The organism is Streptomyces sp. NPDC026515 (assembly GCF_055567595.1).
Genome location: NZ_JBVHQD010000035.1, coordinates 1 through 22,764, shown reverse-complemented (window position 1 = coordinate 22,764; position 22,764 = coordinate 1). Strand labels below are relative to the sequence as shown.

Sequence of the window (22,764 nt, the reverse complement as noted above, 5' to 3'; positions counted from 1 at the left end):
AGGCCATGAACAACTCCGTAAGCAACACCGCTCGGTTGCTCTGGGCGGGCCTGCGTGCCCTCCTCGTGCTGACCCTGGTGACGGGCGTCGTCTACCCGCTGGTCGTCACCGGCATCGCCCAGGCCGCGTTCCACAGCAAGGCGAACGGCTCCGAGATCAAGTCGGACGGCAAGGTCGTCGGTTCGTCCCTGATCGGCCAGTCCTACAACCTGCCGCTGAAGAAGGGCCAGGAGACCCCGGACGCGGACCTCAAGTGGTTCCAGGGCCGCCCGGCCAACGGGCTCGGCAGCAACAGCATCAACACCCAGTACACGCTGATCCTTTCGGGTGCGACCAACCTCGCCGGCGACAACAAGGTGCTGATCCAGCAGGTCAAGGACGCCAAGGCCGCGGTCGTCAAGGACAACTCGGTGCCCGGCTACACGGTCACACCCGCGCAGGTGCCGGCCGACGCCGTCACCTCCTCGGGCTCCGGCCTGGACCCGGACATCTCCCCGGCCTACGCCGAGCTCCAGGTCCACCGGATCGCGGCGAGGAACAACCTCTCCGCCGACCAGGTGGAGAAGCTGGTGAAGGACCACACCACGGGCCGTACCCTCGGCTTCATCGGGGAGCCCCGGGTGAACGTCCTCGAACTCAACATCGCGCTGAAGGAACTGATCAAGGGCGACTGATGACCCGAGTGCTGGTCGTGGAAGACGACCCACAGCTCGTACGGGCACTCGTGATCAATATGCAGGCACGCCAGTACGGAGTGGACGCGGCGCCCGACGGCGCCACGGCCCTCCGGCTGGCGGCCGCGCGTCAGCCGGACGTGGTGATGCTCGACCTCGGACTGCCCGACATGGACGGGGTCGACGTCATCAAGGCGCTGCGCGGCTGGACCCGTGTACCGATCCTTGTGCTGTCGGCACGGCAGGCCTCCGACGAGAAGGTCGCCGCGCTGGACGCGGGCGCCGACGACTACATCACCAAGCCGTTCAGCATGGACGAACTGCTCGCCCGGCTGCGGGCGGCGGTCCGCCGTACCGAGGACGTGCCGCTCGCCCCCGAGACCACCCGGGTGGAGACCGACGACTTCACCATCGACCTGCTCGCCAAGAAGGCCGAACGCTCCGGCCGCGAGGTACGCCTCACCCCCACCGAGTGGCATCTGCTGGAGATCCTGGTCACCAACCCCGGCCGGCTCGTCACCCAGAAGCACCTGCTCCAGGAGGTGTGGGGAGTGCCGCAGAGCAACAAGACCAACTACCTGCGGGTCTACATGGCCCAGCTCCGCCGCAAACTCGAGGCGGACCCCTCACACCCCCGGTACCTGATCACCGAGCCCGGCATGGGCTACCGCTTCGAAGGATGACATGGCACGCGGCAGGCTTCGGATCTACCTCGGTGCGGCTCCCGGCGTGGGCAAGACCTACGCCATGCTCTCCGAGGCACACCGCAGGACCGAACGGGGCACCGACTGCGTCGTCGCGTTCGTCGAGCACCACGACCGGCCGCGCACCGAGGTGATGCTGCACGGCCTGGAGGAGGTCCCGCGCCGGGAACTCGGCTACCGGGGCGCGGTGTTCACGGAGATGGACGTCGACGCCGTACTCGCGCGCCGCCCCCAGGTCGCCCTCGTGGACGAGCTGCCGCACACCAACATCCCCGGCTCCCGCAACGCCAAGCGCTGGCAGGACGTCGAGGAGCTGCTGGCCGCCGGGATCGACGTCGTCTCCACCGTCAACATCCAGCACCTGGAGTCCCTCGGTGACGTCGTCGAGTCCATCACGGGGGTACGGCAGCAGGAGACCGTGCCCGACGAGATGGTGCGGCGCGCGGACCAGATCGAGCTGGTCGACATGTCGCCCCAGGCGCTGCGCCGGCGCATGGCGCACGGCAACATCTACCAGTCCGACAAGGTCGACGCGGCCCTCTCGAACTACTTCCGGCCGGGGAATCTCACCGCACTGCGCGAACTGGCGCTGCTCTGGGTCGCCGACCGGGTCGACGAGTACCTGAACGAGTACCGCAGCGAGCACCGGGTCTCGAAGATCTGGGGCTCGCGGGAGCGGATCGTGGTCGGCCTGACCGGCGGACCCGAGGGCCGGACCCTGATCCGGCGGGCCGCGCGGCTGGCCGAGAAGGGCGCGGGCGGCGAGGTGCTGGCCGTCTACGTGTCGCGCAGTGACGGCCTGACCTCCGCCTCCCCGAAGGAACTCGCCGTGCAGCGCACCCTGGTCGAGGACCTGGGCGGCACCTTCCACCAGGTCGTCGGCGAGGACGTCCCCGCGGCCCTGCTCGACTTCGCGCGCGGGGTGAACGCCACCCAGATCGTGCTGGGTGTCTCCCGGCGCAGGAGCTGGCAGTACGTGCTGGGGCCGGGCGTCGGGGCCACGGTCGCCCGGGAGTCGGGACCCGATCTCGACGTCCACCTCATCACCCACGACGAGGTCGGCAAGGGGCGTCTCCCGCTGGGGCGTTCGGCGCGGCTCGGCCGGTCCCGGATCATCTGGGGCTGGGGGGCCGGCGTGCTCGGGCCGGTCCTGCTGACCTGGCTGCTGACCAGTGCCGCACCGGAGGTGGGCCTGGCCAACGACATGCTGCTCTACCTCACCCTGACGGTCGCCGCGGCCCTGCTCGGCGGACTGCTCCCGGCGCTCACCTCGGCGGTGGTCGGCTCCCTGCTGCTCAACTGGTTCTTCACCCCTCCCGTCCACACGCTCACCATCGCGGACCCCGAGAACATCGTCGCCATAGCGATCTTCGTCGGGGTCGCCCTGTCGGTGGCGTCGGTGGTGGACCTGGCGGCCCGGCGCACCCAGCAGGCGACCCGGCTGCGCGCCGAGTCGGAGATCCTCTCCTTCCTCGCCGGCAGCGTGCTGCGGGGGGAGACCAGCCTGGAGGCGCTCCTGGAGCGGGTCCGTGAGACCTTCGGGATGGAGTCGGTCGCGCTGCTGGAGCGGGCGGACGACGTGACGCCGTGGTCCTGCGCGGGCAGCGTCGGTCCGCAGCCGTGCCGGACGCCGGAGAACGCGGACGTCGACATGCCGGTCGGCGATCACATGACGCTCGCCCTGTCCGGGCGGGTGCTGCCGGCCTCCGACCGCCGCGTGCTGGCCGCGTTCGCCGCCCAGGCGGCCGTCGTACTCGACCGGCAGCGGCTCCGGCAGGAGGCCGACCGGGCCAAGGAGCTGGCGGAGGGCAACCGCATCCGTACCGCGCTGCTGGCCGCCGTCAGTCATGATCTGCGCACTCCGCTGGCCGGCATCAAGGCCGCGGTGTCGTCGCTGCGCTCGGACGACGTGGAGTGGTCCGAGCATGACCGGGCGGAGCTGCTGGAGGCGATAGAGGCGGGCGCCGACCGGCTCGACCTCCTGGTGGGCAACCTGCTCGACATGTCCCGCCTGCAGACCGGCACCGTCACGCCGATCGTGCGCGAGGCCGATCTGGACGAGGTGGTGCCGATGGCACTCGGCGGGGTCCCCGAGGACAGCGTCAGGCTGGACATCCCCGAGACGCTCCCCATGGTCCACGTCGACAAGGGACTGCTGGAGCGGGTCGTCGCCAACGTGGTGGAGAACGCGGTCAAGTACAGCTCGGCGGACACCCCCGTACTGGTGAAGGCCAGTTCCATGGCCGACCGGGTGGAGGTGCGGGTGGTGGATCGCGGACCGGGCGTCCCGGACGAGGCCAAGGAGCGCATCTTCGAGCCGTTCCAGCGCTACGGCGACGCACCGCGCGGTGCCGGTGTGGGCCTCGGCCTGGCCGTGGCCCGGGGTTTCACCGAGGCGATGGGCGGCACGCTCACGGCCGAGGACACGCCGGGCGGGGGGCTCACGATGGTACTGAGCCTGCCGCCCGCGCCCGGGCGCGGACGAGAGCGGCCCGATCTCCCGACCGCGGTGACGTCGTAACGGCTCAGGACGACAACTGCCGTGGGTCCATCGGCAGATGCCAGGCGTTGCGGCGGTGCGCGGCCGCCAGCGCCTCCTCCAGCGGGGACGGCGGTATCGCGAGGACCGGGCAGTGCGCGTGGGTCAGGCAGTAGCGGGTGACGCGCCCCGAGAAGGCCCGGTGCCAGCCGCGCCGGCCCGCGCCCACGACCAGGATGTCGTCGTCCCGGTCGGCCGTCTCCACCAGGGCCAGCCCGGCGGTGGCGCGGACGACGAGGCCGTGCAGCGGGACGCCGGCCGGCGCCGCCTCACCGAAGACCTCGCCGAGCACGACGAGCAGCCGTTCCCGGGCCAGTCGCTGCCACTCCTCGACCAGAGCCGGCGGGGTCGGGGAGCGGCGCGCCGCGAGTTCGCCGCCCGGCGGCTCCCAGGCCAGCACCGGCCACAGTTCGGCGTCCCGCCGCCGGGCCTCCGCCGCGGCCCGCCGCAGAGCCGTGACGCTGCCCAGCGAACCGCTCACACCGACGACGACCCGACCTGGTGCGCAGGTGTCGTAACCGGACATGTATTCACCGTACTTCCGCAGCGGACCCCGGGCGTGTCCCGGGGACGGACCGGCTCCATGACACTCCCCGGAGCGCGGCGCGGGCCAGTCCCTCAGCCGCTTCCTGTCACACCTCTGACGCCCGCGACCAGCGTCGACGGCCCCTCCGTCAGCATCCCGTCAACGTCGCCGCGATCACCGTCAGCGTCCCGTCATGAGGCATCGGAGGACCGCTGGGGACAGGCATAGCTTCTTGGGAGAGCCCCGGTCAGCCTTCCCGCGTCCGGGGCACCAGCTTCTACCTGTACCAGGAGGCATCCCATGGCAGAGCTCATGTGCGGTGACGATCCGGAACCTTCCGATCGCTTCCCGGCCGGACCACTGTTCGTACCCGTCCGGCCGGGTCCCGCGGGATGTGCGGCCCGCCTGTTCCGCACCGCCCTGGGCGAGCGCACCGCCGTCGGTTTCACCTCGGCCGGCCAGCTCGCCGCCACGCTCGGCCCCGACCAGGCCTGGATCCGGCTCGCCGAACCCGCGCTGCGTGCCCTGACCGCACCGCTCGGCGTCACCACCGTCACGGTCGATCCCCAGCTGTCCGCACCGGCGCCGATCCCGGTTGCGCCGCTCGCGCCGGCCGCCGTGTCCCTGCGGATCGCCCGAACCGCCTGAACCGTCTGAGAGGGGAGCGGTCGATGACCACCCTGCACGAACCCGTCCTGACCACCACACCCGCCGATCTGTCGGTGTGGCCCGCCTCCACCACCGAGCCCCGGCCCGGCGACCTGGCCGTGGGAGGTGTCCCGCTCGCCGAGGTCGCCGACCGGTTCGGCACGCCCGTCTACGTCCTGGACGAGGACGAGGTCCGCGAGCGCTGCCGCACCTACCGGCACGCCTTCCCGGACGCCGAAGTCCTCTACGCGGCCAAGGCGTTCCTGTGCCGGGCCATGGTCCACTGGACCGAGGAGGAGGGCCTGGGACTGGACGTCTGCTCGGCCGGCGAGCTCGAACTCGCGGTCACCACCGGGTTCCCGCCGGAGCGGATCGTGCTGCACGGCAACGCCAAGTCCCCGCGCGACCTGGAGACCGCGCTGCGGCTGGGCGTGGGACGGATCGTGATCGACAGCCCCTCGGAGATCGCCCGGCTGGCCGCCGCCGTCGGACCCGACGGGCACCAGAAGGTGATGGTCCGGGTGGTGCCCGGCATCAGCGCGGGCGGCCACGAGAAGATCCGCACCGGCACCGACGACCAGAAGTTCGGCCTGTCCATCGCCGACGGCTACGCGCAGCACGCCATCGCCCGGATACTGGACCAGCCGCAGCTCGAACTCACCGGCCTCCACTGCCACCTGGGCTCCCAGATCACCAGCGTCAAGCCCTACCTGGCCGCGGTGCGCCGGGTGGTCGGGCTCATGGCCCGGCTGCACGAACAGCACGGCCTGGTGCTGCCCGAGCTGGACCTCGGCGGCGGCCACGGCATCGCCTACCGGCCCGGCGAGGAGGCCCTCGACCTGACCGCCCTGGCCCGCAAGGTGGGCGCCGAGCTGACGGAGGCGTGCGCGGCGGCCGGGCTGCCGGTGCCCCGCCTGATCATCGAGCCGGGCCGGGCCATCGTGGGTCCGGCCGGGATCGCCGTGTACCGGGTCCTCGCCGTCAAGAGGACCGGCGCGAGCACCTTCGTCGCCGTCGACGGCGGGATGAGCGACAACCCGCGGCCCGCACTGTACGGGGTCCGGTACGCGCCCCGGCTCGTCGGCCGTGCGAGCACCGCGCCGACGGCCCCGGTGACGGTCGTGGGGCGGCACTGCGAGGCGGGGGACATCCTGGCCGCCGACGTCGAGCTCCCCTCCGACCTGCGCCCCGGTGACCTGCTCGCGGTCCCGGTGGCCGGCGCCTACCACCTCTCGATGGCCTCCGGTTACAACCTGGTGGGCCGTCCGCCGGTCACCGCCGTCCGGGACGGCCACGCCCGCCTGCTGGTGCGCCGCGAGTCCCTGGAGGACATCCGCCGCCGGGACGTCGGTCTGTAGTCCCGCCCGTCCCCGATACCCACCTCCGGGCGAGCGACGGCCCGGCCTCGCCCGGAGGTGTCCCCCACCGCACCACTCCACCCGCGTTCCCGTCCCACGCACTTCGACGAGTCCGCGATCACCGGCGAGTCCGCGCCGGTCATCCGCGAGTCGGGGGGTGACCGCTCCGCCGTCACCAGCGGCGCCCGAGTGCTGTAGAGGCCCCCGGACGGGCCGGCCCTCCCTCACTCGCTCACGCCGGCCGGCCCGTCCGGGTATGTCCCACGGGCGGGCACCCACGGCGCGGAGGACACTGTTGCCGACCGTCCCACCGGCCGTGATGGGGTCCCGATGGCGTATGGCCTGGCACGACGTGAACTGAGACCGAGGGTGCCGCTGCGCCCGGGCGAGGGCGACAGACACGGTCTGACCAGTCTGCAGGGGCTGGCCGCGCTCTCCCTGGACGCGCTCAGTTCGGTGGCGTACGGGCCCGAGGCGATCGTGCTGGCCCTGGTGGTCGCCGGTACCGGGGCGCTCACCGCGACCCTGCCCATCACCCTCGCGATCGCCTTCCTGCTCGCCGTGCTCGTCGTCTCCTACGGCCAGGTCATCGCCGTTCACCCGGACGGGGGCGGCGCCTACGCCGTCGCCAAGGCGGATCTCGGCGGCACCGCGAGCCTGCTCGCCGCCGCCAGCCTGGTCGTCGACTACGTCCTCACCGTCGCCGTCAGCCTCGCCGCCGGCGCCGACGCGCTCGCTTCGGCCTTCCCGTCCCTGGGGCGGGACAAGCTGCTCGTCTGCCTGATCGGCCTGGCCCTGCTGACGGCCGTGAACCTGCGGGGCATCGCCGAGAGCGCCCGGGTGCTGATGCTGCCGACCCTGCTGTTCGTCGTCTCGGTCCTCGGCGTGATCCTGCTCGGTCTGATGCGCTCGCACCCGGCCGCCGTGGTCGGCACCGATCAGCCCGTGCACGCGACCGAGGCGCTGGGCGCGCTGGTGATCCTCAAGGCGTTCTCGTCCGGGTGCTCGGCCCTGACCGGCGTGGAGGCCATCGCCAACGCCGTACCGACCTTCCGGCCCCCCAGCGTCAGGCGCGCCCAGCGCACCGAACTGATGCTGGGTGCGCTGCTCGGGATCATGCTCATCGGCCTGGCGATCCTCATCCACCGCGACCATGTGGCCCCCCGCGGCGGGGTGACCGTCCTCGCCCAGCTCACCGCGGGTGCCTACGGCACCGGCTGGCCCTACTACGTCACCAACCTCGTCGTCACCCTCGTCCTGGGCCTGGCCGCCAACACCAGCTTCGGCGGCCTGCCGGTGCTGATGAGCCTGCTCGCCCGCGACCACCGGCTGCCGCACCTCTTCGGTCTGCGCGCCGAACGCCCGGTCTACCGCTACGGCGTGGTGGTCCTCGCGCTGCTGGCCGCGCTGCTGCTGGTCGCCACCGACGCCGACACCCACCGGCTGCTGCCGCTCTTCGCCATCGGCGTCTTCATCGGCTTCACCCTCAGCCAGGTAGGCCTGGTCCGGCACTGGACGACCTCGCGGCCGCCGGGCTGGAAGCGCCGGGCGCTCATCAACGGCACCGGCGCCCTGCTCACCACCCTGGCCGGGGTCATCCTGCTGCTCACCAAGTTCCTCGGCGGCGCCTGGGTGGTGGTGCTCGCCGTACCGCTGCTGATGCTGCTGTTCGCCCGTATCCAGCGTTACTACACCGCCGTGGGCCGGGAGCTGGGCCTCGGGCGCATCCCGCGGCCTCCGTCCCGGCACACCGGCAGCCTGGTGATCGTGCCGATCGGCGAGGTCAGCAAACTAGCCCGGCACGCCCTCGGCGCCGCCCTCGCCCTCGGCGACGAGGTGGTCGCGGTCGCGGTGCACGCCGACCCGGTCCGGTCCCGTGCGCTGGAGGAGGCATGGGACCTGTGGAACCCCGGAGTGCGCCTCGACATCGTCAACAGCCCGCACCGCTCGCTGGTGCAGCCGATCGTCGACTACGTACGCAGGGCGGCGGAGGGCGGCCGCCAGGTCGCCGTCCTGATCCCCGAGGTGGAGCCGCTCCACCGCCGCTACGAGATCCTCCAGAACCAGCGCGGCCTGCTCCTCGCCACCGTCCTGCGGGCCCGCACCGACGTCGTGGTCTGCCTGCTCCCGTACCGTCTGAAGCTGTAGTACGCCCGCCTTGTCGGGCCTCGGACAGGGCCCTACAGTGCGCCTCGTCATGTTCGCCGGCATCGCCGAAACTTTCGGCGACGGTGGGAGAGGGCACGCATGCGGACGTACGCCAACCCGGTCATCCCCGGATTCCATCCCGACCCGAGCGTGTGCCGGGTGGGGGAGGACTACTACCTGGTGTGTTCCAGCTTCGAGTACTTTCCCGGCGTCCCGCTCCTGCACAGCCGGGACCTGGTGCACTGGCGGCAGCTCGGGAACGTGCTGGACCGGCCTGGCCAGTTGACGCTGCCGGATGAGACGCCGGCCTCGGGCGGGGTGTACGCCCCGACGATCCGGCACCACGACGGGCTCTTCCACGTGGTCACGACCAACGTCAGCGCGGGGGGCACCTTCCTGGTCACCGCCGAGCGGCCCGAGGGGCCCTGGTCCGACCCGGTGTGGATCGACGTCCCCGGGATCGACCCCGACCTCGCCTGGGACGAGAACGGCGACTGCTGGTGCGCGGTCGCGGGGGTGGCGGTGGCCCGGATCGACACCCGGACCGGGAAGGTGCTGGAGGGGCCGCTGCCGATGTGGTCCGGGACCGGGCTGCGCGACCCCGAGGCGCCGCACCTGTACCGGGTCGGGGAGTGGTGGTACCTGCTGGTCGCCGAGGGCGGCACCGCGCTCGGGCACGGGGTGTCCGTGGCCCGCGCCCGCTCACCGCGCGGGCCCTGGGAGCCTGCGCCGGGCAATCCGCTGGTCTCCCACCGGGGCACCCGGGAGCCGGTCCAGTGCACCGGCCACGCCGACCTGGTGCGGGCCGCCGACGGCAGCTGGTGGGCGGTGCTGCTGGGCACCCGGCCGCGCGGCTGGTTCCCGGAGTTCCACGTCCTTGGCCGGGAGACCTTCCTGGCTCCGGTGGAGTGGGCGGACGGCTGGCCGCGGATGGGGCCGGTGCGCGAGCGGGAGCAGGCTCCGGCGGTCTGGCACCCGGTCGAACGGCCGCCCGTGCGCGACGAGTTCACGGACGCGGTCCTCGCACCGCAGTGGATCTCCCCGCGCAGCCGGCCGGCCGGCTCCTGGTCGCTGTCCGAGCGGCCCGGGTGGCTGACGCTCACGGCCACCGGGAACAGCCTCGACCGGCCCGGGCACACCTTCGTCGGCCGCCGCCAGCAGCACCCGGACTGCCGTGCCGCGGCGCTGCTCGACCCGGGCCCGGCGCGCGCGGGTCTCTCCCTCCGTATCGACGAGGCCCACCACTACGACCTGGAGGTGAGCGGGGGAACGGTGAGCGCGGTCGTCAGGATCGGTCCGCTGCGGCAGACGATTTCCGAACACCCCGTCCCCCCGGGCCCGTTGACCCTCGTCGTCGAGACCCGCACCACCCGGGTGCCGCCGCCCGCCGCGACCGTGCCGGGGCACACCGGGGCGGCCGGCGTCCGGTCCGGCGGGCCCGACGCCGTGACCCTTTCGCTGGAAACGTCCGACGGTGTCGTTCGGCTGGCCGAACTCGACGGGCGGTATCTCTCCACCCAGGTGGCGGGCGGGTTCACCGGCCGGGTCGTCGGCATGTACGTCACCGAGGGCCGGGCCGCCTTCGACTGGTTCGAATACGTGCCCATGAGCTGACGCGTGACACCTCGACGCTCCGGAACCGGCCTGCTTCGCGCTGCGCCGAGGACTCGCTACCAAGGGTGACGTCCCCTGGACGCACGTCGGGGCCGGTGCGCACCATGCGTGTGCGTCCGGCCCCTGCTGGTCACCGGGCGGAGCGGCGGAGCCGCCCGGGGGTGGTGCGGTGGTCGTCAGGCGGCGGTCATCACGCTGCCGGCGCCCTGCGGGCGGTGCGGCGCGATGATCTGGCCGTCGGGCAGAAGCTCACCGGTGTCCTCGAAGAGCAGGACGCCGTTGCACAGCAGGCTCCACCCCTGCTCCGGGTGGTGCGCCGTCAGACGGGCGGACTCCCGGTCGGCGGATTCTGCTGTCGGGCACGGTGGCTGGTGCTGGCACATGGGTGGGGTCTCTCGCTCTGTCGTGGTCATCTCGGTCCCCCGTGGTGATGAGTCGGTCGGAAACCAGTGTTGCCCTCCGGGCGGTGTTCCGCAGGGATTTAGCCGCACCGCTTCTCACAGACTGGAGACGCGTCACTCGCGCGGACGGTTCATCCCGACCGGGCTGCCAATTCGGATGGTTCCGCATGGCCGGATGGGGCTAGTCAGGTCGGTGGAGTGGCGTTATCCGGCTCTGGGGAGCGGCTAATTGCTCGTACGAGCGGCTTCTGGTGTCCCACGTATTGACTTGTGGAAATACGACCGTACCCCGTCACTCGTCCGAGGGCGACGGGGTACGGCGGGTGCCGGTCTCAGGCGGGTGTGATCAGCAGGGGTGCCGTGGTGATCCGGTGGGTCAGCACGGGCAGCAGCTCGGCCACCGGGTGCGGCCGGTGGGCCGCGATGCCGGGCGGGGCCGGGGCGAGCGGGACGAGCAGGTCGCTGGCGGCCGGGTGGCCCTCGGCGCCGTCCGCGGTGCAGTCGCCGTGCAGCCACAGGGTGAGCATGTAGAGGCCGGGCAGGGACAACAGGCGCGGCTGGTAGGTCTGTTGCAGGGCCTCGGCCTGCTGCAGGGCCCGCTCGGTGGAGGAGATGTAGGGCCCCTCGAAGAAGTGCGAGAAGGCCCAGCCGTCCGGGGTGAGCTTGGTGTCGGCCGCGGCCACCGCGCGGTCGCCGCAGCGGATCAGGAAGCGCCAGCCGGCCAGCCGGGTGGCGGACATGCCCTCCGGGGTGATGCGGTCCAGGACGTGCAGGGGCAGGGGAAGTTCGGGGGTCGTGGGTCCCTGGGCGGTGCGCAGGGAGGGGGTGCGGGCCTCGCGGACCGCGGTGGGGGACCCGAGGGCGGTGAGGACGGAACGCAGGGCAGGCGCGGGGGCAGCAGGGACGTGCAGCGGCATGGTGTCGCCTCTCGTTCGACAGGCGCGGCGGCGCGAGGGCAGGGGCGGACGGCGCTGTCAGCTCACAGGGGGGTCAGAGAGGCGGGGGCCCGGCTCGGTGAAGAGAGGTACCGGCGTTGTCCGCCGCACGTCATTCAAAGGGCAGGAACCAGACCGTGGGCGCCAGCCTTCTGCCTTGTTCGCGGAGTTTATACGACGCCTGTTCAGACGGCGTTTCACCGGGTCGTCCCACAGAAGAGAGCAAGGCGTAATTCGGCCATTGATACGTGCGGAATCCTCCCGATTTCCGGCCCGCCGTGACCGCGCTGACCTCGGAATACGAGGTTCTCGCGGTCGGCCGAATGTCGTCGGCGTTTTTCACGAGGACATCGGGGAACCCGCAGTTGCATGATGCCCCATGCCCCGCGAATGTGCCGCAGGACACATTCCAACAGACTAGCGGCTACCGGTGCCGCGCGCGACGTTATCGATCGCTCCCGCTGGGCATCATCCCACCTGGACCCGGGACCATCGGCGGCCGGAACCCCGGTCCGCCCATTCGAGGAGGGACGCTTCGATGGGGGAGAAGGTCGTGGCGGGCCGGTTCGACCTGTCCGATCGCCAGCGCTACCGCGAAAAGCTCCGTGACTGTCTGGCGGGGCTGGAGCGACTGCTGGTGGAGAAGCGGTTCGACCGCCCCAAGAACCTCATGGGCGTCGAGATCGAATTGAATCTCGCCGGTGCGGACGGCATGCCGAGAATGTTGAACGGACAGGTGCTCGAACGTATCGCGAGCCGTGATTTCCAAACAGAACTCGCCATGTTCAACCTGGAAGTGAACATAGCTCCCCACCGGCTCGGCGGCCGGGTATTCGACCGGCTCGACGAGGAACTCCGGACCTCGCTGGCGTACGCCGACCGCAAGGCGCGCGAGGTGGCCGCCGGGATCGTGATGATCGGCATTCTGCCCACCCTGGAGCGGGACGACCTGGTCTCCGCGAACCTCTCCGAGGTCGACCGGTACACGCTGCTCAACGACCAGATCGTGGCCGCCAGGGGCGAGGACTTCGTGCTCGACATCGAGGGCGTCGAGCATCTCAGGTGCACCTCGAAGTCGATCGTCCCGGAGGCCGCCTGCACCTCCGTCCAACTGCACCTCCAGGTCACGCCGGCCCGCTTCGCCGACGTGTGGAACGCGGCGCAGGCGGCGTCCGCCGTGCAGATCGCCGTGGGCGCGAACTCCCCTTTCCTCTTCGGCCACGAACTGTGGCGGGAGTCCCGGCCACCGCTGTTCCTCCAGGCCACGGACACCCGGCCGCCCGAGCTCCAGGCGCAGGGCGTACGGCCGCGCATCTGGTTCGGCGAGCGCTGGATCAGCTCCGCGTACGAGCTCTTCGAGGAGAACCTGCGCTTCTTCCCGCCGCTGCTGCCGATCTGCGACGAGGAGGACCCGCTGGCCGTGCTGGACGCGGGCGGGGTGCCGAAACTCGCCGAACTCGTCCTGCACAACGGCACGGTGTACCGCTGGAACCGGCCGGTGTACGGCATCGCCGACGGCGTCCCGCACCTGCGCGTCGAGAACCGGGTGCTGCCGGCCGGGCCGACCATCACCGACGTCATCGCCAACGCGGCGTTCTACTACGGCCTCGTGCGCGCCCTGGCCGAGGAGTCGCGGCCGGTGTGGACCCGGCTGCCGTTCGCCGCGGCCGAGGCGAACTTCGACGCGGCGTGCCGGCACGGCATCGACGCGCGGCTGGTGTGGCCGAGGCGCGGCCGGTACGGCGGCGGGACGGCCGAGGTGGACGCGGTCACCCTGGTCCGCGACGAACTGCTGCCGCTGGCGGCGGCCGGGCTGGACGCGTGGGGGGTGGAGGCAGCCGACCGGGACTTCTACCTGGGCGTCATCGAGGAGCGGTGCCGGCGGAGGGTGAACGGTGCGTCCTGGCAGGCGACGACGTTCCACCGGGCGGTGGAACGGGGGCTGCCCAGGGACGAGGCGCTGGCGGCGATGACACGGCGCTACGCGGACCTGATGAATCAGGGGGAGCCGGTGCACACGTGGCCGGTGGGGTTGTCGGAGCCGGTGCTGATGCGGTGAGCGCAGGGGGTCGGTGCCCTGCCGGTGCGGCGGCGGGGGTCGGCCGCTCCTGTCCGGGGTTGATCGGGCAAGCTGTGACGTCCGATGACCGTTGGAGGCAGGAGTACAGGTGGAGGCGGACCAGGTGGCCGGTGCTTACCCACGGGAGCGGCCCTCGCAGCGCATGTTCAGGGACGAGACACTGCTCGTGCTGGGGCTCTCGCTCGGTGCGAGTGGAGTCTCCGCCCTGATCAGCTTCGTCGGATCGGTCACCGAACCCGGCGGCCTCAAGGACCAGGCGGCGACCCTCAACGCGTCCGCCGCGCCGGGCCGCCCCTGGCTCGATCTGGCCTGGCAGCTGTTCGGCATCGCCAGCGCGCTCGTCCCCGTGCTGCTGGTCGCCCACCTTCTTCTCCGCGAGGGCGCGAGCCTGCGCACGCTCGGCTTCGACCGCACCCGCCCCTGGCCCGACCTCGGACGCGGGGCGGGCGTCGCCGCGGTGATCGGCAGCGCCGGGATCGCCTTCTACCTCGCGGCACGCGGCCTCGGCTTCAACCTCACGGTGGTGCCGGAGGCGCTGCCGGACGTGTGGTGGAAGTACCCCGTGCTGATCCTCTCCGCGATGCAGAACGCGATCCTCGAAGAGGTCATCGTCGTCGGCTATCTGCTGCGCCGCCTCGACCAGTTGGGGTGGAGTGCGGGCACGGCGCTGGTGGCGAGTTCCGTACTGCGCGGGTCGTACCACCTCTACCAGGGGATCGGCGGCTTCGTCGGCAACATGGTGATGGGCGTGGTCTTCGTCTACCTGTACCGGCGGTGGGGCCGGGTCGGCCCCCTGGTGGTGGCGCACTCCCTGCTCGACATCGGCGCGTTCGTCGGTTACGCGCTGCTGGCGGGCAGGGTGGGCTGGCTGCCTACGGCGTGAGCAGTTCCCCGTCGATCACGGTGACGGCCCGTCCGGTGAGCAGGGTGCGGTCGCCGCGCAGCGCGGTGCGGACGAAGCCGGTACGGCGGGAGGCCTGGAGCCCGGTCAGATCGGGCCTGCCGAGCCGGGCCGACCAGTGCGGGGCGAGCGCGGTGTGCGCGCTGCCGGTCACCGGGTCCTCGTCGATGCCGACGTTGGGGAAGAAACAGCGGGAGAGGAAGTCGTAGCCCTTCGCCGGGTCCTCGGCACGTGCGGTGGCGATGATCCCGCGCGTGGAGTAGGCGCCGAGGGCCCTGAGGTCGGGGGAGAGGCCGAGCACCGTCCTCTCGTCGGCGAGTTCGACGAGCAGGTCACCGACGTCCGGTCCGGTGTCGAAGGCGGCGACGGGTTCCGCACCGAGCGCGTCGGCGACGCCCGCCGGAGTGTCGACCCGGGTGAGCGGGGCGGTGGGGAAGTCGAGGGTGATCGCCCCGTCCGCGGTGGGCGTCGCGATCAGCACCCCGCTGCGGGTGGCGAACCGCACGGGGCCGGTGTGTGCTCCGGTGGTGTGCAGGACATGGGCCGTGGCCAGCGTGGCGTGTCCGCACATCGCCACCTCGGTGACCGGCGTGAACCACCGCAACGCCCAGTCGCCGTCGGCGTCTTCGGACAGGGGGTGCGCGAACGCGGTCTCGGCGTGGTTGACCTCCATGGCCACGTTCCGCATCCACGGGTCATCGGGAAAGGCGTCGAGCAGCACGACACCGGCGGGATTGCCGGCCAACGGCCGCTCGGTGAAGGCATCGACGATTCGAATCCGCATGCCCCGGACGGTAGGGCTTTCGCACCACTCCCCTCCAAGGCCAATCGCCATCCCCTGGCCCGATTTCCCCCACCCGGCGGCCCCGGCCCACCGCTCCTGCGTCCCGACAGGGGCGCGGGGAACCGCGCGAGCGACCAGACGGTGCCGCACTCGCCGTCGGACCGTCGGTCTCCGCCGCGTGCCGATCGGCCCTACCCCCGGCACGGGAAAGGGCCGACCCGGTGCCGGGCCGGCCCTCCTGAGCGGCACGCTCAGTCCGTGCCCAGTTCCATCGCCGCCCGGTCCAGCAGCTCGTCGGCGTCCGGCGCGGCCTCCCCGCGGGACGCGATCGCCTCGGCGCCGCCCTCCGGCATGTTGCCGATCAGGCCTGTCGCCGCGGCCTGCGCCGCACCGATCGCCGGGTTGGCCGAGCCGATCAGGCCGAGGCCCGCGTACTGCTCCAGCTTCGCGCGGGAGTCGGCGATGTCGAGGTTGCGCATGGTGAGCTGACCGATCCGGTCCACCGGGCCGAACGCGGCGTCCTCGGTGCGCTCCATCGACAGCTTGTCGGGGTGGTAGCTGAACGCCGGCCCCGTGGTGTCGAGGATCGAGTAGTCCTCGCCGCGCCGCAGTCGCAGCGTCACCTCGCCGGTGACGGCCGCGCCGACCCACCGCTGCAGCGACTCGCGGATCATCAGCGCCTGCGGGTCCAGCCACCGGCCCTCGTACATGAGGCGACCGAGGCGCCGGCCCTCGTTGTGGTACTGGGCGACCGTGTCCTCGTTGTGGATCGCGTTCACCAGCCGCTCGTAGGCGGCGTGCAGCAGGGCCATGCCCGGCGCCTCGTAGATCCCGCGGCTCTTGGCCTCGATGATCCGGTTCTCGATCTGGTCGGACATGCCGAGGCCGTGCCGGCCGCCGATCGCGTTGGCCTCCATGACCAGTTCGACGGCGGTTGCGAACTCCTTGCCGTTGACGGTCACCGGCCGGCCCTGGTCGAAGCCGATGGTCACGTCCTCGGGCAGGATCTCGACCTCGGGGTCCCAGAACCGCACGCCCATGATCGGGTCGACGGTCTCGATGCCGTTGTCCAGGTGCTCCAGGGTCTTCGCCTCGTGCGTGGCGCCCCAGATGTTGGCGTCCGTGGAGTACGCCTTCTCGGTGCTGTCCCGGTACGGCAGCCCGTGCGCGAGCAGCCACTCGGACATCTCCTTGCGGCCGCCGAGCTCGGTGACGAAGTCCGCGTCCAGCCAGGGCTTGTAGATCCGCAGGTGCGGGTTGGCGAGCAGGCCGTAGCGGTAGAACCGCTCGATGTCGTTGCCCTTGAAGGTCGAGCCGTCGCCCCAGATCTGGACGTCGTCCTCCAGCATGGCCCGCACCAGCAGCGTGCCGGTGACGGCACGGCCCAGCGGGGTGGTGTTGAAGTACGCCCGCCCGCCCGAGCGGATGTGGAACGCGCCGCAGGTCAGCGCGGCCAGGCCCTCCTCGACCAGCGCGGCCCGGCAGTCCACCAGGCGCGCGATCTCGGCACCGTAGGTGTGCGCGCGGCCGGGCACCGAGGCGATGTCGGGCTCGTCGTACTGGCCGATGTCGGCGGTGTAGGTGCACGGGACGGCGCCCTTGTCGCGCATCCACGCGACCGCGACCGAGGTGTCGAGCCCGCCGGAGAAGGCGATGCCGACGCGCTCGCCGGCGGGAAGGGAGGTGAGGACCTTGGACATAGGAAGAGTATGCATCACAGCGCATGGTCATGCAACGTCGCCTTTCGGAGGGCGCGTCCGGCCGGGGAGTGCGTCCGCTCGGGGTCGGCGAGTGGGGGTTGTCATTCGAAAGCTTCCGATATATCGTTGACGCATCGCGAACGATACGCGACAGATCAACGATGGAATGGAGTGATCGCCATGCGTTCCCACGGACACGAGCGTGGACATGGACAGCGACAGGGACGCCGTGCGGCGTTCGGCCCCTTCGGGCCGGGTGGCCCCGGCTTCGGTCCCGGTGGGCCCGGTTTCGGGCCGGGGCACTGGGGGCCACGAGGGCGCGGAGGCCCCAGGGGGAGGGCGCGGCGCGGTGATGTGCGGGCCTCGATCCTGGCCCTGCTGAAGGACCGCCCGATGCACGGCTACGAGATGATCCAGGAGATCGCCGAGCGCAGCGGCGGTGCGTGGAAGCCCAGCCCCGGCTCGGTCTACCCCACCCTCCAGCTGCTGGAGGACGAGGGCCTGATCGCCAGTGAGAGCGAGGGCGGCAAGAAGCTGTTCTCCCTCACCGACAGCGGCCGCACGGCCGCCGACGAGGGTCCGGACGCCCCCTGGGAAGAGGCTTCCCGCGGGGTCGACTTCGAGGCCCTCGGCGAGATCCGGCAGGCCGGTTTCGGTCTGATGGAGGCCTTCGGGCAGGTCTGGAAGACCGGCACCAAGGAACAGCGTGAGAAGGCGCTGGCCGTCATCAACGAGACCCGCAAGAAGCTGTACCTCATCCTCGCCGACGAGGACTGACCCTCGTGGTCACGGCGGACGGGGCGCCCCGCGGAGCGATCCGCGGGGCGCCCTTCCGTCCGTCCGGGTCAGTGCTCAGGCCACCAGTCCGCCCAGCTTGCGCAGCGACTCGTTCAGGGCCGCCGTCGCCGAGTCCTTGAGTTTTCCCGCCATCAGCGACACGGCCGCGCCCGTGAACTCGCCGTCGATCCGCACCGCGGTCGCGTCCCCGTCCGGGGTCAGCGTGTAGCGGGTCGCGACGGTCACCGCCATCGGGCCCTTGCCGCGGATCGCCAGCACCCGCGCCGGCTCCAGCTCCTCGATGGTCCACTCGACCTCGGCCGGGAAGCCCATCAGCTTCATGTTCTCCTGGAAGGTGCCGCCCACCGCCAGGTTCTCCGGACCGCCCTTCGGGAAGCTGGTGTGGGTCGCGTTCCACTCCCCGTACGCCGGCCAGTCGGTGAGCTGCGCCCACACCTTCTCGGCCGGTGCCTGGATGCGTGCCTCCGCGCTGACTTCGGCCATGCGACCACCCCTTCGTATCGGGCTACGGTGTCGCGGAACGTAGCTGCAGGGCCGCGAACATTCAATACTGATGAACCGTCAGGAAGTGTGCGGATCCCCGGACGGCCCGGCGGCGCGGTCCACCCGCCGTATCTCCGCCGCGTCGAACTGGTCCCAGGCCCGCGGGAACGCGCTCTCGTCGTGGCAGTGCCACGCGTCCCGGAACAGGTCGGCGGGCAGGGCGTTCTCGGGCGCGTACACCCGGTACACGTACTGCCTGCCGTCGACCGCAGGCAGCGCGACCAGCCGGTAACCGCACCCGCTCTCCACGAGGGCGACAGACGTACCACCGGTGCGCGGCGGTTGCGCGCGGGGCGCACTGCGAGCGGCGCGCGCCCCTGCGAGCGGATCGGCCTGATCTCCTCCGTAAGGAGGAGATTTCGGCCGTCGCCGTCCACTCTGCGTGGGACGCGAAGATGCTTCCCCCTGGTGATGACTCAAGCGCTTGCGGTTGATGAGGTAGGGGGTGTGCAACCCCGTATTCCCCGCCAGCCCGTCCAGGACCAGGGCGGCATCCACGCGGACGACGATGCCGGGCTCGGCGCCGAGCTGGCAGCGGTGGTCGCCGGTGCCCGCCGGAGGGCGGTGCGGGACGGGGACCGCCAGGTCGACACCGCCCATCTGCTGCACTCGCTGATCGAGTACGACCCCGAGGTCCGCGCCGTCATCGGCGACGCCCCGCAACTCGCCCGGCTGCTCGGCTATCTCGTGCAGCGCAGCATCGGCTACGGCCTGCGCTGGCAGGGCGGGGTGGAGGACTCCGGCGCCCCGCCGGCCGTCCCGCGGACCGGGGTGAAGGGCGACGGAACCTGGTCGCCGGTGGCCGCGGTCGCCCTGGAGCACGCCTGCGGCCGTGCCCGGCGCCGCACTTCCGGCCGGGCCGAAGGCACCGATCTGCTCGCAGGCCTCGTCCTGGATCCGGGGTCCCGGGCCGTGGAGGTGCTGGAGCGGGCCGGAGTGGCCGCCGGTGACCTGGCCCTGCGGATCGACGGGAGCGGCGGAGTGCGGGACGCCGAGACGGAAAGCCGCACGTCCAGCCGCTGAGACAGGGGTCAAGGGGTGTGACGCTCATGTCGTCCGCTGGCATCATGTGCCGGTGCCTATCACTGACAGCAGCCATGGCAGGGGCCTCGGACTCTCCCTCGCCCTCGGGTCGGCGCTCGCCTTCGGCGGTTCCGGCGTCGCGGCCAAGCCGCTGATCGAGGCCGGACTCGACCCGCTGCACGTGGTGTGGCTGCGGGTGGCGGGTGCCGCCCTGGTGATGCTGCCGCTCGCCGTCCGCCACCGTGACCTGCCGCGCCGCCGGCCCGCGCTGCTCGCCGGGTTCGGCCTGCTCGCCGTCGCGGGCGTCCAGGCCTGCTACTTCGCCGCGATCTCCCGCATACCCGTGGGGGTGGCGCTGCTCGTGGAGTACCTCGCCCCCGCGCTGGTGCTCGGCTGGGTGCGCTTCGTCCAGCGCCGGACGGTCACCCGCGCCGCCGCGTTCGGCGTCGTCCTCGCGGCCGGCGGCCTCGCGTGTGTCGTGGAGGTGTGGGCGGGACTGAGCTTCGACGCGCTGGGCCTGGCGCTGGCCCTGGCGGCGGCGTGCTGCCAGGTGGGGTACTTCGTGCTCGCCGATCACGGCGGAGGCGAAGGGGTGGATCCGCTCGGTGTCATCGCGTACGGGCTGCTGGTCGGCGCGGGTCTGCTGACCGTGGTGGCCCGGCCGTGGGAGCTGGACTGGTCGGTACTGGCCGGCTCCGCGCGGATGAACGGTACGCAGGTGCCGGCCGCCGCGCTGCTCGCGTGGATCGTGCTGGTGGCGACCGTGCTCGCCTACGTCACGGGGGTGGTGTCGGTGCGGCGGCTGTCTCCGCAGGTCGCGGGGGTGGTGGCCTGTCTGGAGGCGGTGGTGGCGACGGTACTCGCGTGGGTGCTGCTGGGGGAGCACCTGTCGGTGCCGCAGGTGGCGGGCGGGGTGCTGGTGCTGGTCGGCGCGTTCATCGCGCAGTCGTCCGCCCCGGCCAAGGAGCCGGTGCCGGAGCGGAGCGCGCTGGGGGAGAGGGCCGCTCCGACGACCGCGGGATGACCGGTGCGGCGGCCGGCGCGGGCCGTCGGTGGCCGGTCGCGCCCCTGGACGGGGCGCGCTCCCCCTGCCGGAACCGTGCGGGAACCGATCCGGAACCGGGATCAGACGCCCTTCAGGTACGACGGGATCGGGACGTCCGCCGCCAGGTCGTCGTTGGCGATCACCGTGTCGTGGCCCTTCCGCAGCGGCACCACGCCGGCCCAGTACGGCAGGTCCAGGTCCTCGGGCTCGTCGTGGGCGCCGCCCGTGCGAGTCTTGGCCGAGACCTCGGTCAGGTCCAGCCGGATCACCGCCGTCGCGGCCAGTTCCTTCCGGTTGGCCGGGCGGGAGTCGGCGGAGCGGCCCGCCACCACCTGGTCCACCAGGGCGTCCAGCGCGAGACGCTTCTCCTCGGGGTCGGTGACCTGGCGGGCGACGCCGTGCACCACGACCGAGCGGTAGTTGATCGAGTGGTGGAAGGCGGAGCGGGCCAGCACCAGGCCGTCGACGTGGGTGACCGTCACGCACACCGGGAGACCGGGGTCGGCCTGGCCCGCCATCCTCAGCGGGCGCGAGCCCGTCGAGCCGTGCAGGTACAGCACCTCGCCGACCCGGGCGAACAGCGTCGGCAGCACCACCGGGGCACCGTCGCGCACGAAGCCGAGGTGGCAGACGTACCCCTCGTCGAGGATCGAGTGCACCTCCTCGCTGTCGTACGACGCCCGCTCCGCGGAGCGCGTCGGGACGGTGCGGCCGGTCGGGGTGTAGGCGGCGGGCTGCTCCGGTACGGTCCCCCGCACGGCGGGCTCGGCGGTCTCCATTGCGGACCTCCATTGCACTAGTGCATAATCTGCTTTGTGCTAGGAGAATATCCGATCGAAGGCCGGGGCGCAGCGGAGATTGCCGCCAGTGTCGAACGCGCGGTGGGCGGCGGCAGACTGGAACCGGGGCAACTGCTGCCGCCGATGCGGGAGTTGGCGACCCGGCTCGGGGTGAATCCCAATACGGTCGCGGCCGCGTACCGCACGCTGCGGGAGCGCGGGGTCATCGAGACCGCCGGCCGGCGGGGCAGCCGCGTCCGGTCCGTGCCGGCCACCACCGGGCGGGACCGGATCGGGGCCGACGTCCCGGCCGGCGTGCGCGACCTGGCCGCCGGCAACCCCGACCCCGCGCTGCTCCCCGCCCTCGGTCCGGCCCTGGCGGCGCTGGCGGCCGACGAGGGCGACCGCGCCCCGGTTCTGTACGGCGCCGACCCCGTCGAGCCGGAGCTGGAGCGGATCTCGCGCGCCGAACTCACCGCCGACGGCGTGCCGGACGGGCCGTTCACCGTCACCTCCGGCTCCCTCGACGCCGTCGAGCGGGTCCTGCTGGCACATCTCAAGCCGGGGGACCCGGTCGCCGTCGAGGACCCCGGGTGGGGCCGCACCCTCGACCTGGTCCCCGCGCTGGGGCTGCGCACCGTCCCGGTGGCCGTGGACGACGACGGACCGCGTGCCGACAGCCTGCGCCGGGCGCTGGAGTCCGGGGCGCGCGCCCTGATCGTCACCGCGCGGGCGCACAACCCCACCGGCGCCGCGGTGAGCGCGGCACGCGCGCGGGCGCTGTGCGCCGTCCTGCGCGACCACCCGCACACCCTGCTGATCGAGGACGACCACGGTCACGGCATCGTCGACCTCCCCCTGCACCCGCTGGTGGGCACCACCCGGCACTGGGCCTTCGTCCGCTCGGTCGCCAAGGCCTGCGGCCCGGACCTGCGGCTGGCCGCCATGACCGGTGACGACATCACCGTCGACCGGGTGCGGGGCCGGCAGCGGCTGGGACCGGGCTGGGTGAGCCGCCTCCTCCAGCGCACGGTGGTCCGGCTGTGGACGGACGGCGCGGTGCGCGGCCCGGAGGTGGCGGCGGCCTACCGGGCCCGTCGTGAGCTGCTCATCGACGCACTCGCGGACCACGGCGTCGAGGCCCACGGCCGCAGCGGCATGAACGTCTGGATCCCGGTCCCGGACGAGACGGGCGCGGTGTCCGCGCTGCTGCACCAGGGATGGGCGGTGTCCCCGGGGGCGAGGTACCGCCTCGCGTCCCCGCCCGGCATCCGGGTCACGGTCTCGACACTGACCCCCGAGGAGACCGCCGCACTGGCGGCGGCGGTGGCATCGACGGTCACACCGGCCCGGGGCCGCATCCAGGCCTAGGCGTATCCAGGCCTAGGCGTATCCAGGCCTAGGCGTATCCAGGCCTAGGTGTACTGCCCCGTGAGACACCTCAGGGTTCTAACTCGTCAAGCGGCGGAGGCGAGTTCGACGAGGAAGGCGGTTTGTTCGTCGAACAGCTTGCGGTGCTGGAGGCAGTGGTAGAGCTGGCCGAGCATGCGGTTGAAGAGGTTTC

Annotated in this window: 21 protein-coding genes; 13 read left to right on the top strand and 8 right to left on the bottom strand. The window is 72.1% G+C overall.

Features of this window, described 5'->3' with window-relative positions; genetic code table 11:
• The first annotated feature begins 5 nt into the window (after window positions 1-5).
• The 3 genes from ACZ4O3_RS41595 to ACZ4O3_RS41585 are packed head-to-tail and all read left to right on the top strand — an operon-like array spanning window position 6 to window position 3,899.
• Window positions 6-674: a potassium-transporting ATPase subunit C gene (locus tag ACZ4O3_RS41595; RefSeq protein ID WP_362721579.1), complete on the top strand. Its 669-nt coding sequence runs from the start codon at window positions 6-8 to the stop codon at window positions 672-674.
• Entirely contained in the window at window positions 674-1,357 is a 684-nt protein-coding gene (locus ACZ4O3_RS41590) for a response regulator transcription factor (RefSeq protein WP_362721582.1), read from the top strand. The genes ACZ4O3_RS41595 and ACZ4O3_RS41590 overlap by 1 nt, the downstream gene beginning before the upstream one ends.
• A gap of 1 nt (window position 1,358) precedes the next feature.
• On the top strand, window positions 1,359-3,899 hold the full coding sequence (locus ACZ4O3_RS41585; protein ID WP_467727569.1) for a DUF4118 domain-containing protein: 2,541 nt from the start codon (window positions 1,359-1,361) through the stop codon (window positions 3,897-3,899).
• Between the two features lie 4 nt (window positions 3,900-3,903).
• On the opposite strand, the gene ACZ4O3_RS41580 is transcribed toward ACZ4O3_RS41585, so the two are convergent.
• Entirely contained in the window at window positions 3,904-4,443 is a 540-nt protein-coding gene (locus tag ACZ4O3_RS41580; protein ID WP_385002673.1) for a universal stress protein, read from the bottom strand.
• A 300-nt stretch (window positions 4,444-4,743) separates the two neighbouring features.
• Here ACZ4O3_RS41580 and ACZ4O3_RS41575 point away from each other — a divergent pair, with 300 nt between their 5' ends.
• The 4 genes from ACZ4O3_RS41575 to ACZ4O3_RS41560 all read left to right on the top strand — a co-directional run bounded on the left by ACZ4O3_RS41575 (window position 4,744) and on the right by ACZ4O3_RS41560 (window position 10,211).
• Window positions 4,744-5,091: an SAV_915 family protein gene (locus ACZ4O3_RS41575; RefSeq protein ID WP_362721865.1), complete on the top strand. Its 348-nt coding sequence runs from the start codon at window positions 4,744-4,746 to the stop codon at window positions 5,089-5,091.
• 23 nt (window positions 5,092-5,114) lie between these two features.
• A complete protein-coding gene (gene lysA / locus ACZ4O3_RS41570; RefSeq protein ID WP_385002679.1) occupies window positions 5,115-6,449 on the top strand; it encodes a diaminopimelate decarboxylase in 1,335 nt (444 codons plus the stop codon).
• Between the two features lie 330 nt (window positions 6,450-6,779).
• Entirely contained in the window at window positions 6,780-8,597 is a 1,818-nt protein-coding gene (locus tag ACZ4O3_RS41565) for an APC family permease (protein WP_362723768.1), read from the top strand.
• Window positions 8,598-8,696: 99 nt separating this feature from the next.
• The gene (locus tag ACZ4O3_RS41560; RefSeq protein WP_362723771.1) at window positions 8,697-10,211 is read left to right on the top strand and encodes a glycoside hydrolase family 43 protein; all 1,515 of its coding nucleotides are present in this window, start codon (window positions 8,697-8,699) and stop codon (window positions 10,209-10,211) included.
• A 176-nt stretch (window positions 10,212-10,387) separates the two neighbouring features.
• On the opposite strand, the gene ACZ4O3_RS41555 is transcribed toward ACZ4O3_RS41560, so the two are convergent.
• The gene (locus ACZ4O3_RS41555) at window positions 10,388-10,594 is read right to left on the bottom strand and encodes a DUF5999 family protein (protein WP_385002705.1); all 207 of its coding nucleotides are present in this window, start codon (window positions 10,592-10,594) and stop codon (window positions 10,388-10,390) included.
• Window positions 10,595-10,944: 350 nt separating this feature from the next.
• The gene (locus ACZ4O3_RS41550) at window positions 10,945-11,529 is read right to left on the bottom strand and encodes a hypothetical protein (protein WP_385002687.1); all 585 of its coding nucleotides are present in this window, start codon (window positions 11,527-11,529) and stop codon (window positions 10,945-10,947) included.
• Between the two features lie 556 nt (window positions 11,530-12,085).
• Between ACZ4O3_RS41550 and ACZ4O3_RS41545 the strand changes: the two genes are divergently transcribed.
• Together ACZ4O3_RS41545 and ACZ4O3_RS41540 are read left to right on the top strand one after the other, a co-directional pair.
• Window positions 12,086-13,606, top strand: a complete 1,521-nt coding sequence (locus ACZ4O3_RS41545; protein WP_467727567.1) for a glutamate-cysteine ligase family protein — start codon at window positions 12,086-12,088, stop codon at window positions 13,604-13,606.
• Between the two features lie 163 nt (window positions 13,607-13,769).
• Entirely contained in the window at window positions 13,770-14,510 is a 741-nt protein-coding gene (locus tag ACZ4O3_RS41540) for a CPBP family intramembrane glutamic endopeptidase (protein ID WP_362727890.1), read from the top strand.
• On the opposite strand, the gene ACZ4O3_RS41535 is transcribed toward ACZ4O3_RS41540, so the two are convergent.
• Together ACZ4O3_RS41535 and argG are read right to left on the bottom strand one after the other, a co-directional pair.
• On the bottom strand, window positions 14,500-15,312 hold the full coding sequence (locus ACZ4O3_RS41535; protein ID WP_467727565.1) for a PhzF family phenazine biosynthesis protein: 813 nt from the start codon (window positions 15,310-15,312) through the stop codon (window positions 14,500-14,502). The two genes, ACZ4O3_RS41540 and ACZ4O3_RS41535, sit on opposite strands and share 11 nt — an antisense overlap.
• Window positions 15,313-15,563: 251 nt before the next feature.
• On the bottom strand, window positions 15,564-17,012 hold the full coding sequence (gene argG, locus ACZ4O3_RS41530) for an argininosuccinate synthase (RefSeq protein ID WP_362727885.1): 1,449 nt from the start codon (window positions 17,010-17,012) through the stop codon (window positions 15,564-15,566).
• Between the two features lie 180 nt (window positions 17,013-17,192).
• Here argG and ACZ4O3_RS41525 point away from each other — a divergent pair, with 180 nt between their 5' ends.
• Window positions 17,193-17,789, top strand: a complete 597-nt coding sequence (locus ACZ4O3_RS41525) for a PadR family transcriptional regulator (protein WP_362727888.1) — start codon at window positions 17,193-17,195, stop codon at window positions 17,787-17,789.
• A gap of 75 nt (window positions 17,790-17,864) precedes the next feature.
• Here the strand turns inward: ACZ4O3_RS41525 and ACZ4O3_RS41520 are convergent, their stop codons facing one another.
• Together ACZ4O3_RS41520 and ACZ4O3_RS41515 are read right to left on the bottom strand one after the other, a co-directional pair.
• Window positions 17,865-18,293: a type II toxin-antitoxin system Rv0910 family toxin gene (locus ACZ4O3_RS41520; RefSeq protein WP_362730850.1), complete on the bottom strand. Its 429-nt coding sequence runs from the start codon at window positions 18,291-18,293 to the stop codon at window positions 17,865-17,867.
• Between the two features lie 78 nt (window positions 18,294-18,371).
• The gene (locus ACZ4O3_RS41515; protein ID WP_467727563.1) at window positions 18,372-18,602 is read right to left on the bottom strand and encodes a hypothetical protein; all 231 of its coding nucleotides are present in this window, start codon (window positions 18,600-18,602) and stop codon (window positions 18,372-18,374) included.
• 198 nt (window positions 18,603-18,800) lie between these two features.
• Between ACZ4O3_RS41515 and ACZ4O3_RS41510 the strand changes: the two genes are divergently transcribed.
• On the top strand, window positions 18,801-19,376 hold the full coding sequence (locus ACZ4O3_RS41510) for a hypothetical protein (RefSeq protein WP_467727562.1): 576 nt from the start codon (window positions 18,801-18,803) through the stop codon (window positions 19,374-19,376).
• Between the two features lie 46 nt (window positions 19,377-19,422).
• Entirely contained in the window at window positions 19,423-20,400 is a 978-nt protein-coding gene (locus tag ACZ4O3_RS41505) for an EamA family transporter (RefSeq protein WP_467727561.1), read from the top strand.
• 101 nt (window positions 20,401-20,501) lie between these two features.
• On the opposite strand, the gene ACZ4O3_RS41500 is transcribed toward ACZ4O3_RS41505, so the two are convergent.
• Window positions 20,502-21,200 (bottom strand): pyridoxamine 5'-phosphate oxidase family protein, encoded by a 699-nt coding sequence (locus ACZ4O3_RS41500; RefSeq protein WP_467727559.1) that lies wholly within the window; start codon window positions 21,198-21,200, stop codon window positions 20,502-20,504.
• A 36-nt stretch (window positions 21,201-21,236) separates the two neighbouring features.
• Here ACZ4O3_RS41500 and ACZ4O3_RS41495 point away from each other — a divergent pair, with 36 nt between their 5' ends.
• Window positions 21,237-22,571 (top strand): aminotransferase class I/II-fold pyridoxal phosphate-dependent enzyme, encoded by a 1,335-nt coding sequence (locus ACZ4O3_RS41495; RefSeq protein WP_467727558.1) that lies wholly within the window; start codon window positions 21,237-21,239, stop codon window positions 22,569-22,571.
• The last annotated feature ends 193 nt before the right edge of the window (window positions 22,572-22,764 follow it).